At 46.3% G+C, this 12387-nt stretch carries 14 protein-coding genes; 13 read left to right on the plus strand and 1 reads right to left on the minus strand.

Translation table 11 applies throughout. The features are described from left to right. The 12 genes from AC9UC2_RS02970 to AC9UC2_RS03025 all read left to right on the plus strand — a co-directional run. A partial coding sequence (locus AC9UC2_RS02970) for a [protein-PII] uridylyltransferase (protein ID WP_509525134.1) occupies positions 1-2030 on the plus strand: 2030 nt, incomplete at its 5' end. A 12-nt stretch (positions 2031-2042) separates the two neighbouring features. Continuing rightward, positions 2043-3479 carry a signal recognition particle protein gene (ffh, locus tag AC9UC2_RS02975; RefSeq protein WP_509525135.1) on the plus strand — a complete coding sequence of 479 codons (1437 nt, stop codon included), beginning with the start codon at positions 2043-2045 and terminating at the stop codon, positions 3477-3479. Between the two features lie 130 nt (positions 3480-3609). Further along, a complete protein-coding gene (gene rpsP / locus AC9UC2_RS02980; protein WP_509525137.1) occupies positions 3610-4197 on the plus strand; it encodes a 30S ribosomal protein S16 in 588 nt (195 codons plus the stop codon). A gap of 2 nt (positions 4198-4199) precedes the next feature. Further along, on the plus strand, positions 4200-4439 hold the full coding sequence (locus AC9UC2_RS02985; RefSeq protein WP_445821286.1) for an RNA-binding protein: 240 nt from the start codon (positions 4200-4202) through the stop codon (positions 4437-4439). A gap of 2 nt (positions 4440-4441) precedes the next feature. Beyond that, complete coding sequence (gene rimM, locus AC9UC2_RS02990; RefSeq protein WP_509525138.1) at positions 4442-4945, plus strand: ribosome maturation factor RimM; 504 nt, start codon at positions 4442-4444, stop codon at positions 4943-4945. Then, a complete protein-coding gene (gene trmD / locus AC9UC2_RS02995) occupies positions 4942-5610 on the plus strand; it encodes a tRNA (guanosine(37)-N1)-methyltransferase TrmD (RefSeq protein ID WP_509525139.1) in 669 nt (222 codons plus the stop codon). Before rimM ends, trmD begins: the two co-directional genes overlap by 4 nt. Positions 5611-5630: 20 nt before the next feature. After that, complete coding sequence (locus AC9UC2_RS03000; RefSeq protein ID WP_509525140.1) at positions 5631-6353, plus strand: class II glutamine amidotransferase; 723 nt, start codon at positions 5631-5633, stop codon at positions 6351-6353. Then, complete coding sequence (gene miaB, locus AC9UC2_RS03005; protein WP_509525142.1) at positions 6350-7771, plus strand: tRNA (N6-isopentenyl adenosine(37)-C2)-methylthiotransferase MiaB; 1422 nt, start codon at positions 6350-6352, stop codon at positions 7769-7771. Before AC9UC2_RS03000 ends, miaB begins: the two co-directional genes overlap by 4 nt. Then, positions 7768-8664: a tRNA (adenosine(37)-N6)-dimethylallyltransferase MiaA gene (gene miaA, locus AC9UC2_RS03010; protein WP_509525143.1), complete on the plus strand. Its 897-nt coding sequence runs from the start codon at positions 7768-7770 to the stop codon at positions 8662-8664. The genes miaB and miaA overlap by 4 nt, the downstream gene beginning before the upstream one ends. Before the next feature lie 5 nt (positions 8665-8669). Continuing rightward, positions 8670-9467 (plus strand): diaminopimelate epimerase, encoded by a 798-nt coding sequence (gene dapF, locus AC9UC2_RS03015; RefSeq protein ID WP_509525144.1) that lies wholly within the window; start codon positions 8670-8672, stop codon positions 9465-9467. Continuing rightward, complete coding sequence (gene hflX / locus AC9UC2_RS03020; RefSeq protein ID WP_509525146.1) at positions 9460-10923, plus strand: GTPase HflX; 1464 nt, start codon at positions 9460-9462, stop codon at positions 10921-10923. The genes dapF and hflX overlap by 8 nt, the downstream gene beginning before the upstream one ends. Positions 10924-11035: 112 nt before the next feature. Next, positions 11036-11332 carry a DUF4193 domain-containing protein gene (locus AC9UC2_RS03025; RefSeq protein WP_029018944.1) on the plus strand — a complete coding sequence of 99 codons (297 nt, stop codon included), beginning with the start codon at positions 11036-11038 and terminating at the stop codon, positions 11330-11332. Here the strand turns inward: AC9UC2_RS03025 and AC9UC2_RS03030 are convergent. Further along, positions 11329-11760, minus strand: a complete 432-nt coding sequence (locus AC9UC2_RS03030; RefSeq protein WP_509525147.1) for a DUF3093 domain-containing protein — start codon at positions 11758-11760, stop codon at positions 11329-11331. The two genes, AC9UC2_RS03025 and AC9UC2_RS03030, sit on opposite strands and share 4 nt — an antisense overlap. A 40-nt stretch (positions 11761-11800) precedes the next feature. Here AC9UC2_RS03030 and AC9UC2_RS03035 point away from each other — a divergent pair, with 40 nt between their 5' ends. Next, positions 11801-12385 (plus strand): PaaI family thioesterase, encoded by a 585-nt coding sequence (locus tag AC9UC2_RS03035; protein WP_509525149.1) that lies wholly within the window; start codon positions 11801-11803, stop codon positions 12383-12385. Positions 12386-12387 lie beyond the last annotated feature (2 nt).

Consider the following 12387-nt stretch of genomic DNA (forward strand, 5'->3'; position numbering starts at 1 on the left):
GGGATAAAAAGAGCGTAGATCACTCAGTGCGAACTCGAAGTGAAACTCGAGAGGCCGCAGCATCAGATTTGCGAGTTGCAACTGGATTATTGGATATTCGATTAATCGCCGGCAACCCTGATTTAGTTGCTAGCGTAAAGAGTGATTCTTTAGATTTCTGGCAAAAGAACGCCAAAGACAACCTTGTTTCATTACGCAAAAGTTTGCAAGAGCGTCATGCGCGGGCCGGTGAACTCGCTTACTTATTGGAACCTGACTTGAAGGAAGCCCGAGGCGGATTGCGTGACATACAGGCGCTACGAGCAATCTCGCTCACAGGAGCAGTTGCAGTCCCGTTGGAAAAAGTAAGTTGGGCTGAGGCAACTCTCAACAATGTGCGGGAGTCTTTGCACGTTGCAAGTGGGAGAGGTAAAGATCGATTGCTTTTCCAAGAGCAAGATAAAGTTGCAAGGCTTTTGAAGTATGCCGATGCTGACGCAATGATGAGTGAAGTTGCCAGAGCTGCGCGCTCGGTTGATTTTTTATTGACCTACACATGGCACGCAATTGAACATAAAAGTAGCGATGGTCTTGGCCGTATTTTAAAGCGAGGACGTGTCACCACAGTTGCAAAGAATGTAAGTGCCTCTAACCGCGAAATTGTGATTGACCAGCTGGCTTCCTTAAATGAAGATCCTGTAGTTGGTTTGCGAGCTGCGGCAACAGCTGCCCAACTTGGTCTGCCACTCTCACTTGATTCATGTACCGAACTAGCCTCTAGCTTAAAGAAGGGTGAAGGAAAGTTTTCAAATCCATGGCCAACAGAGGCACGTGAACTGCTGATCACACTCATTGGAGCAGGTGAACCCATGGTCGGTATTTTTGAATCCTTGGATCAGGAAGAGATTATCTTTGAATGGATTCCCGAATGGATGAGCGTTCGTTCTTTACCGCAACGCAATGCTTTACACCGACATACAGTTGATCGCCACATGGTGGAAACAGCTGTTCATGCAGCCAAGTTAACTCGAACAGTGCAGCGACCTGACCTGCTTCTCTTTGGCGCTCTTTTCCATGATATTGGAAAAGGAACACAAGAAGATCACTCAGAGCGCGGAGTTCGATTAATTGAACCCATCGCAAAGAGAATTGGCTTTGAAGAAAAGGATATAGAAGTTCTTAAGAATCTAGTTAGACATCATTTGTTGCTTTCTTCTACCGCTACGCGTCGCGACTTAGATGATCCAGCAACAATTCAATCTATTCTGTCGGTGATTCCGGATGTAAATACCCTTGAGCTTCTTCATGCTTTGAGTATTGCCGATGGCGAAGCCACCGGAAGTGCTGGTTGGAGCGACTGGAAAGCCACTCTAGTCAAAGACTTAGCTCAACGAGTTAAGCGAGCCATGGCAGGGGCTGAGGTTGCTGCGCAACCTGAAGTAACCGATACCCAACGAGCATTAGCAGAGGAAGGCCATTTACGAGTCACGGTTGCCGAACACACAAGTGGTTATGAAGTCGAAGTAGTTTCACCTGATAAGCCCGGATTGCTTTCAATTGTTGCTGGCGTGTTCAACATTTCTCGGCTAGATGTGAAATCAGCTCGCACAAAAACTATTGGAAACTCAGCTGTTATGTCGTGGATAGTTACACCTGAACCGCATGCGCCAAGTATTAATCAAGTCAAGATGCATGAACTAATTGCAGCTGCTCTGATCGATTCCAAGGATGTTGAGGAAAAACTGTATGCCCGAGCAGCAGCGTATGCATCTATACCTTCTATCCCTGTTCCGGCACCTGTTGTAGAAATTTTTACAGATGCGGCAACGGATGCAACTGTCATCGAAGTTCGCAGCCACGATAGACCAGGATTACTTTTTAGAATTGGGGCGGCAATTACGCAATCTAAGGTTGATATTCGCTCAGCAATTGTGACCACCCTTGGTGCAGAAGCTATCGACACCCTGTATGTCACAGAGTTAACGGGAGGAGCGCTCTCTGCCGAGCGCGCTAATGAGGTCGCTTCGCATCTTAAGCAAGCCTTGAAGTAGTCTTCCCTTCTTATGTTTGAGTCACTTACCTCGCGCTTTAGCGGAGCTTTTTCCTCCCTTCGCTCAAAGGGCAAGATATCTACATCAGACATCGAAACTACCTGTCTAGAGATTCGACAAGCACTTCTTGAATCTGACGTCGCTCTGTCGGTTGTTGAAGATTTTATTGCTGATATCCGCCAAAAATCGCTGGATGCGTTACCAACGCTGCAATCGGGTAGCAATCAAGCAAATGCGATCTTTGAAATCGTTAATGCGAGTTTGATTGAAATTCTTGGCGGACAGGCACGCAGAGTTCGCTTTGCTAAAAATCCTCCGACGGTGATCATGCTGGCTGGTTTACAAGGTGCGGGTAAAACGACCTTGGCCGGAAAGCTTGCCAAGTTTTATGCCGATCAAGGCAATACACCTTTGCTTATTGCTTCAGATTTACAGCGTCCTAACGCGGTCACACAGCTGCAAGTTGTTGGTGAATCAGTAAATGTTCCAGTCTTTGCACCTGAACCCGGGAACGGCCAAGGCAATCCAGTAAAAGTTGCCAAAGATGGTATCGAGTTCGCAAAGTCCAAGATGTTCAACATGGTTATTGTCGACACCGCCGGACGTTTAGGTGTCGATGAAGATTTGATGAAGCAGGCATCTGATATTCGTGATGCCATTAATCCAGATGAAATCTTGTTTGTAGTCGATGCCATGATCGGACAAGATGCGGTTCGCACCTCGCAAGCCTTTTTAGATGGTGTCGGTTTTGACGGTGTAGTTCTTACAAAGCTAGATGGTGATGCCCGAGGCGGTGCGGCACTTTCAATCGCTTCGATGACTAAGCGCCCAATCATGTTTGCTTCCACCGGTGAAAAACTTCACGAGTTCGATATTTTTTATCCAGAGCGAATGGCTTCTCGAATCTTGGGTCTGGGCGATGTTGCAACTTTGGCCGAACAAGCAAAGAAGGCATTTGATACAGATACATCGGCAAAGCTTGAAGCAAAGTTTGCAAGCGGAGAAGACTTCACGCTAGAAGATTTCCTTGAGCAACTGCAGGCGATGTCAAAGATGGGCAATATGTCTAAGTTGCTGGGCATGCTTCCAGGTGCGGGCCAAATGAAAAAACAGATTGAAAACTTTGATGAGGGCGAGATTGTTCGCACCAAAGCCATTGTTCAATCAATGACACCAACAGAGCGCCGTGATCCAAAGGTTCTAAACGGTTCACGCAGAGCTCGTATCGCTTTAGGTTCTGGTCGAAAAGTTTCAGATGTGAATAATTTGGTAGATCGCTTCTCTGCTGCACAAAAGATGATGAAGCAGGTCCGCAATGGTGGGATGCCAGCTGGAATGCCTCCCGGAATGGGCATGCCGGCCATGCCAAAGGTGTCGGCCCCAGTGGTTAAGAAGAAGAAGTCCAAATCTGGAAATCCTGCCAAGCGAGCGCAGGAAGAAGGACAGTAATCGCCGATTTCCCTCTTTTGGGCATAAATGGCAGAATTGGGAACCTGTTGACGGGGCCCTCTACCCCCAGCAACATCCACAATTCGATAGTCATATGAATTGATCGCGCACCCCGCTGCGGTTGATACGCATGACACACATTTACAGGAGTACAACTTTCTTGGCTACAAAAATTCGTTTAATGCGCATGGGCAAAATCCGCACACCATTTTTCCGCGTTGTAGTTACAGACTCACGCAAGGCACGTAACGGTCTATCAATTGAAGAAATTGGTCGCTACGTACCAGGACAAGAGCCATCACTAATCGAGATCAACTCAGAGCGCGCTCTGTACTGGCTCGGCGTTGGTGCACAACCATCTGAAGCTGTAGAGGCTTTGCTAAAGGTGACTGGAGATTGGCAGAAGCACAAGGGTCTTCCTGGAACTGAAGGAACACTTAAGGTTGCAGCTGTTAAGCCAGGAAAGGTTGTTGCTTACGAAGCAGCGATGAAGGCAGCAGCTGCAGAACCTGCAGAAGGTGCAACAACATTGAAGAAGAAGGCACAAGAGAAGCTTGCAGCTAAGGCAAACCCTGTAGTTGAAGAAGCTCCTGCAGTGTCCGAACCAGAAGTTAACGAAGTTGTGGCAGAGGTTCTAGCTGTAGAAGCGACTGCAGATGTTGCGGTTGAAGCTGAAGCAGTTGTTGAAACTCCAGCTGAAGAAGCGGCTGCACAGTAACAATGATGGATGAAGCCCTAGAGCATTTGGTCAAGGGAATCGTCGATAATCCCGATGATGTTGTTGTCGCTGAAAAAAGCGGACGTCGCGGAACAACTTTAGAGGTTCGCGTTAACCCTGAAGATATCGGCAAGGTCATTGGTCGTAATGGTCGTACCGCAAAAGCACTTCGTACTGTTGTAAGTGCGCTCGCAGGACGCACAGTTCGCGTCGATCTCATCGAGACCGACGAAGTTCGATAACTATGCGCTTGCTCGTGGGGCGAATTGGTCGCGCTCACGGAATTCTTGGTGAGGCGACGATAGAGGTTCGTACAGATGAACCTGATCGTCGCTTTGCTATTGGTGCAACTGTTCAAACAGACGCTCACGGAAACCTGAAGATTATTTCCGGTCGCGTTCATAACGGGATTTTGTTGCTTGGTTTTGAAGGCATAACCGATCGCAATGGCATTGAAAAGCTCCGCAACACTTTGCTGTACGCCGATGTTGACATTAATGAGCAAAGTGATGATGAGGATGAATACCACGTTCTTCAATTGATTGGTTGCCAAGCAATCCTTGAAAATGGCGAAGCTTTTGGCGAAGTCAGCGATGTGATTAATCTTCCGGGCCAGGACTTATTGGCGATCAAAACAAGTAATGGAGAACAGTTGATTCCATTTGTACATCAATTAGTTCCAACGGTAGATATTGTCAACAAAAAAATTGTTGTGATTCCACCTTCAATCACGGGAGTAATGGAATGAAGATTGATGCGGTAACTATTTTTCCTGATTACTTTGCTCCATTGCAGTTATCTTTACTTGGTAAAGCTCAAGAACAAGGGTTAGTTGAGTTTGGAATTCATGACTTACGAGCCTTCTCAACGGATAATCACAACACGGTAGATGACACTCCATACGGTGGTGGTGCTGGAATGGTGATGCTTCCTGAAGTTTGGGGTAAAGCTCTTGATCCGCTTATGACCCCAGATACAGATCTGATTATCTTGACACCAGCAGGAAAACGATTTGATCAGCCCATGGCCACTGCTTTTTCACAATCACAACATTTGGTTTTTGCCTGTGGTCGCTATGAAGGAATCGATGATCGAGTTCGCCAACATTACGAAAGCAAGAATTATCGAGTCCATGAAGTATCAATTGGTGATTATGTTCTTGGCGGGGGAGAAGTTGCATCCTTAGTGATGATTGAAGCGATCACACGATTAATTCCGGGAGTCTTAGGGAATCCAGAATCCTTGGCTGAAGAATCGCATAATGAAGAGGGATACCTTGAGTATCCAAACTTTACGAAACCATCTATTTGGCGTGACCTTGAAGTTCCGGCAATTCTGCTGAGCGGAAATCATGGCGAAATAGCTAAATGGCGAGCGGCTCAAGCAGTTGAGCGCGCAAAGAAGAAACGCTAGCCATCAAGTAGAGTTCACCCATGTGCAGATTACTAGCCTTTACTTCATTAGAGCGTAAGAGTTTTTACGATGTCGTTGGATCAGATTTCGAGAAATTCGTTGCCTTATCCGCCGAGCATAAAGATGGTTGGGGCATCGGCTACGAAGGCGAAGTCATTAAAGACCTTATTCCTGCAAAGGAAAGTGATCTGCTCAGTGAAACCGGTAAGAATTTAGAGACAGCAGGAGCACTATTTCATCTGCGTCTTGCCTCAAAGGGTTTAACGATTGATATTGATAACAATCACCCTTTCACTTACGGCACCACAACCTTCATGCACAACGGCACAATCCGACCTGCCGATACCGCTGAGCAGTTCATTAACGATAAGTACCGATCACTGATTACCGGCACTACAGACAGCGAACGCTTCTTTTATGCGCTTTTGTCCCAGATAGATGAACTTGGTTTGGTCGAGGGTGTTCGAAAGACAGTGAATCTAGTTCGCGCAATCGCTGATTATTCGGCTATAAATATTATGGTTCAAACGCCTGATACTTTGATTGCTGTGTGTGAATTTAATGAAGCTAACACAAGCGAATGGAGTGGGCCCGACCACTACGAACTTCGTTTTACTGTCCGTGGTGATGACTTCTTGATTGCCTCGACCGGATGGGGAAATACAGATTGGCAGCATCTTGATAATCATCAGATGCTCGTGGTTAATCGTTCGACGCTTGAGTATTCAATATCCCCTCTATGACCCGTACTTACACAGTCGAAACCTACGGCTGCCAGATGAATGTTCATGATTCTGAACGAATTGCAGGTCTCTTGGATGAAGCTGGCTTTATCCCAGTAGTAACTGGAGAGCAAGCAGATATTGTTGTTTTTAATACCTGCGCTGTTCGTGAAAATGCCGACAACAAACTGTATGGAAATTTAAGTTTTCTTGCCCCCATTAAGAAGGCAAATCCCAATATGCAGATCGCTGTTGGTGGCTGCCTTGCCCAAAAGGATCAGGCGACAATTCTAAAGAAAGCCCCTTATGTAGATGTTGTCTTTGGTACGCACAACGTTGGCTCTTTACCCGTGTTGCTTGAGCGCGCACGCATTGAGGAAGAGTCACAGATTGAAATTCTTGAAGCACTCGAGCATTTCCCATCAACACTGCCTGCCAGACGCTTGTCTGCTTTTTCTTCATGGGTTTCAGTGTCAGTTGGCTGCAACAACACATGCACTTTTTGCATAGTTCCGGCATTGCGCGGAATCGAAAAGGATCGCAATGAAGCCGACATTTTGTCCGAAGTTAAAGCACTTGTTGACCAAGGGGTAATTGAAATTACCTTGCTTGGACAAAATGTAAACGCTTATGGCGTGGATTTTGGAGATCGCCAAGCTTTTGCCAAACTGCTCAAAAAGTGTGGGCAAATAGCTGGATTAGAACGTGTGCGCTTTATGTCCCCACATCCACGTGATTTCACTGACGATGTCATTGATGCTATGGCGCAAACGCCAAATGTGATGCCACATCTTCATATGCCTTTGCAATCTGGTTCAGATCGCATCCTGCAACACATGCGTAGGTCGTATCGAACCGATAGATATTTAGGAATTCTAGATCGCGTTCGAACCGCGATTCCTCACGCCGCAATTACAACTGACATCATCGTTGGTTTCCCAGGTGAAACAGAGGCAGATTTTCAGGCAACGTTAGATTTATGTACTGCTGCGCGATTTACTGCGGCATACACCTATCAATACTCTAAGCGGCCGGGCACTCCAGCTGCGACTATGCCGGATCAGATTTCTCCTGAAATAGTCGGTGAGCGGTACACCCGTTTGCACAACCATCAACAAGAAATTTCGTTGTCAGTTAATCAAGAGGCAATCGGAACAACGCATAAGATTTTGGTGGGCGATTACGAAGGTCGCCGCGATGAAGCCCAAGAGCGCTTAACCGGACGCAGTGAAGATTTTAGGTTAGTTCACTTCGATAATAAATTTGTAGCTCGCCCTGGCGATGAAGTTGCTGTAAAAATCACTCAAGCATCTGCGCATTATTTGATTGGAGAACCCTTGTCGGTTCGCCAAACCAGGGGAGCAGAAGCTCATCAATTGCGAATTGCCAACCCTGGTCCGGCGTCGACCATGCTTGGAATCCCAACGGTCAAGCGATGAGATTGATTGTCATTTGTGGTGCAACTGCCACAGGTAAAAGCGATCTGGCTGTCGCACTGGCGCAGCAAATAAATGCGGAAATCATCAACGCTGATTCTATGCAACTGTATAAGGGCATGGATATTGGAACCGCAAAGATAACAATGGATGAGCGAAAAGGCATTGCTCATCACATGATGGATTTACTTGATGTGAGCCAAGATGCCAATGTTGCCTGGTATCAAGAGAAAGCTCGTGCTGTTATTTCAGAAATTCATGGCAGAAACAAGGATGCAATTATCGTGGGTGGGACAGGTTTGTACATCAAAGCAATTCTAGATGAACTCAATTTCCCTGATACCGATCCTGTAGTTCGTGCCGAACTTGAACTTGAATTTGCGACAAAAGGCATTGGTCCACTTTTTGAGCGCCTAGAAAAACTTGATCCTGCGGCAGCTTTAGCAATAGATAAAGCAAATTCACGAAGAGTTATCCGAGCTCTTGAAGTTATCAAAATTACCGGCAAACCGTTTACGGCGAATTTGCCACGTGAAGAAAGTTCGCGCTACCCATTTGCACAACAGTTTGGTCTGGTTATGGACCGGGACACGTTGTCAGAGCGAATCTCAATTCGGGTAGATCGCATGTGGAAGCAAGGATTAGTAGGAGAGGCACAAACACTTTTACAAGCAGGGATTATGCAAGGAGTAACTGCTCAACGGGCATTGGGTTATGCGCAAGTGATCGCCCAAATCGAAGGCAAAGTCACGCAAGAAGAAGCTCAGGAAGAGACCAAACGAGCGACACGACAATACGCAAGGCGTCAGGAGACCTGGTTTTCTCGTGATGATCGCATCACGTGGATCTCACCGGTTCAAAACGCCCTCGAGCGCATCCTCGAATCGATAAACTAATAACAATGATTGCAACTTATGGCCACGGTACCGAAAACGATTTTGTTCTCGTTTTTGATCCGACTGATGAGCATTCGATTACAACTGCGCAAACCGCAGCCATTTGTAATCGAGACACAGGTATAGGCGCTGATGGATTAATTCGCATGATAAAGCGGGACGGTAAATGGTTTATGGATTACCGCAATGCCGATGGATCGATAGCGGAAATGTGTGGCAACGGTATTCGCGTGATGGCCAGATACTTAGTTGAACGTGGGCATCAACCAGAAGGAATTTTTGCCATCAATACTCGGGACGGAGTTAAACACTTACGGGTCCCCCTAACCGATGACATTTCAGTCAATATGGGCCAAGTAACTGATGAGTCAGAAAGTATTACCGCTGGCACTAATGGGCACATTTGGAACGGTTACAACATCAGCGTTGGCAACCCTCACGCAGTTGTGTTTGTAGATGACATGTCCCAAGTAGGCGAACTCAATGAACCACCCGTTGTACGTCCACGAGATTCATATCCCGAAGGCGTTAACGTTGAGTTTGTAAAAATTACTGAAGGTAATTCGATTCAAATGCGTGTCTTTGAAAGAGGTTCTGGTGAAACTCGTTCGTGTGGTACCGGAACCTGCGCTGTGGCCCTAGCGGCAACCTTGCATACCAAAGGAAAACTTCCGGCTACATGGATTATCAATCCACCAGGTGGTCGACTCGAAGTCACAATCGATGGACATTCCAATGCAACTCTTACTGGTCCAGCGCTCTTAATTCGAGATGTAGACATTTCCAGGTATCTCCTTGAGTAAGGATTTTGATTTAGAGTTTGAAAGACTTCTTCAAGAAAGCGCTCGAGTAGCGGCGGAATTTGATGCAAGTGAGCAAGACCAGAATATTGATCAATCTCAGGAGCTCTCTGAGCGCCATGCCTTGCGGCGCGTACAGGGCTTCTCAACTGAACTTCAGGATATTTCTGAGGCTGAGTATCGACAGCTTCAACTAGAACGCGTTGTCTTGGTGGGCGTTTGGACTGAAGGAACAATTAAGGATGCAGAGAACTCTTTGGCAGAACTGAAAGCTTTAGCCGAAACTGCAGGCTCTGAAGTTTTAGAAGGATTGATTCAAAGACGAGACAAGCCAGATCCTGCGACATACATCGGTTCTGGAAAAGTTGTAGAGCTCAAGCAAGTTGTTGTTGCAACAGGAGCTGACACAGTGGTGTGTGATGGTGAATTATCTCCCTCGCAACTTCGACAACTTGAAGATAAGTTGAAAGTAAAGGTCGTAGATCGCACCGCACTAATTCTTGATATTTTTGCACAGCATGCAAAAAGTAAAGAGGGTAAGGCCCAAGTCGAACTGGCTCAGATTGCTTATTTGCTTCCTCGCTTGCGCGGTTGGGGAGATTCTTTATCACGGCAGGTGGGTGGTCGCGCTGCTGGTGGTGCCGGAATTGGTGGACGTGGTCCTGGTGAAACAAAGATAGAAACAGATCGACGTCGCATTAGAGACAAGATGGCGAAACTGCGTCGAGAGATTGCAGAGATGAAGATATCTCGCGATACCAAGCGCCAAGAACGTCGTAGATTCAATATTCCATCTGTGGCAATCGCAGGGTATACAAATGCCGGCAAGTCTTCGCTTCTTAACAAATTGACCGGCGCTGGTGTTCTGGTGGAAAACGCGCTCTTTGCAACCTTGGATCCAACGGTTCGCAAAACACAAACCAGTGATGGCCGAATTTATACACTCAGTGACACCGTTGGCTTTGTAAGACATCTGCCACATCAACTTATTGATGCTTTTAAATCAACGCTAGAAGAGGTATCAGAATCAGATTTGATCGTCCATGTTGTAGATGGATCACACCCAGATCCATTTGAACAAATTAAAGCGGTTCGCCTGGTCATTGATGAGATCGGTGGCAAAGACATTCCAGAAATCATCGCAATTAACAAGGTTGATATTGCTGATCCAAACGTGATTATGGAGATTCTGCGCAAGGAACCCAATAGCTATGCCTTTTCGGTGCGTACAGGTTTTGGTGTTGAAGGTCTACTTCATGCAATTGAAAATTCGCTACCTCGGCCATCAGTTGAAATAAATGTTGTCATTCCATATGACAGAGGCGATTTAGTTCATGCCATCCATGAACAGGGAGAGATTTTTTCCGAGCAGTACGTCGAAGCAGGAACCGCAATTCACGCACGCGTGGATGGGGGATTGGCACAAAGAATCGAGAATTGCCGCATAAGTGGGGAATAACACCGACACGCCGTGGGTTATACCAAGCAGAACACAGTCAAATGCGCCATGATGCGCCCGCAAGCCCAATTTAAAGCGGTAACGGCGAGACATTGAAAAGGTGGTGAGAGCAATGGCAACAGATTACGACACACCCAGAAAAACTGATGAGGAACTTCATGAGGAGTCTCTTGAAGAATTAAAGGCTAAGCGTGTTGATGCTCAATCCGGTCAAATCGATGTTGATGAAGCTGAAGCTGCTGAAAACCTAGAGCTGCCAGGTGCAGATCTTTCAGGTGAGGAACTTGCTGTTCGTGTAGTTCCAAAGCAAGTAGATGAGTTCACATGTTCTCGTTGTTTCTTGGTACATCACATGACGCAGTTAGCTAAGGGCGAAGGCGCTAAAGCTGTTTGTAAAGAGTGCAACTAACTCTTAAGAGCGTTACTTAATTCTTGTCCTTTTTTTGTTGTTATCAGCCAGTACGGCGTTCTATCTCGTGGATCTGATATTTCAACCTTGATCGCTTTGCTGCTCCAAAATCTAATGGCAAGAAAAGCTAAAGGATCTGCATCTCGAGTGCGCACTAACTTCACCTGGGCAGGGGTAAGAACTGCTACATCTCCAATATAAGTGTGTTCTATAACAGCGTTGCCCACACGTAAATGAGTTTCGTCGACCACAATTTTTAGCGCAGTTTTGAAGTATAAATAAATAAGCCAGATGGTAAGAATTGCAAAGGTGATCAGCGCGGGTGTATTCCCAAGGGCTGCCCATATGGATAAAACCATAGAAAGAAAGAGAAAGTACACGAAGGCGATTAGCCATAGTGGGGCACGTATCACTTCTTTAAATCGCACAGGATTACCGTATCTGATATTCAAGGAGTAAAGTTCAGGTATGGCACGCATTCCTAGTACGACCGCTCCAGAAGGGGCGTTGATACCTGAGAGACATCCAAAAGCTCCTGCAGTTGGTAGCAAAATTCCATCTCACTTTGGACATTGCTTTGGATGTGGAGAGCTTCATCCAACTGGACTTCATCTTGTTGCATATGCAGGTCAAGGCATGGATGTCGCTGCCGAATTTATAGTTACTGAAAATCACCAAGGCGCACCGGGACTTGCACATGGTGGATTATTGTCATTGGCATTTGATGAAGCTTTGGGAAAGCTAATGTGGTTGTTACGAGCGCCAGCGGTGACTGGACGTTTAGAAACAGATTTCTTGAAGCCAGTACCTGTGGGATCAACCCTTCACATTACTGCTCAAATCATGGGTCAAGAAGGGCGAAAGGTTTACACAGAAGCCATCGGTCGCTTAAATTCTACAGATGGCGACATCGCAGTTAAAGCAGCAGCGTTATTCATTGTCGTTCCTATGGATCACTTTTTGAACAACGCCCCTAAAGAATACATAGAGCAGTTAGCAAAAACGCCAGAGTTGATGGCTTATGTTGATTCGACCTTTGGGGTTAATCCATAATC

This window comes from Candidatus Planktophila sp. (assembly GCF_036734405.1).
In the GTDB taxonomy this organism is placed as follows: domain Bacteria; phylum Actinomycetota; class Actinomycetes; order Nanopelagicales; family Nanopelagicaceae; genus Planktophila.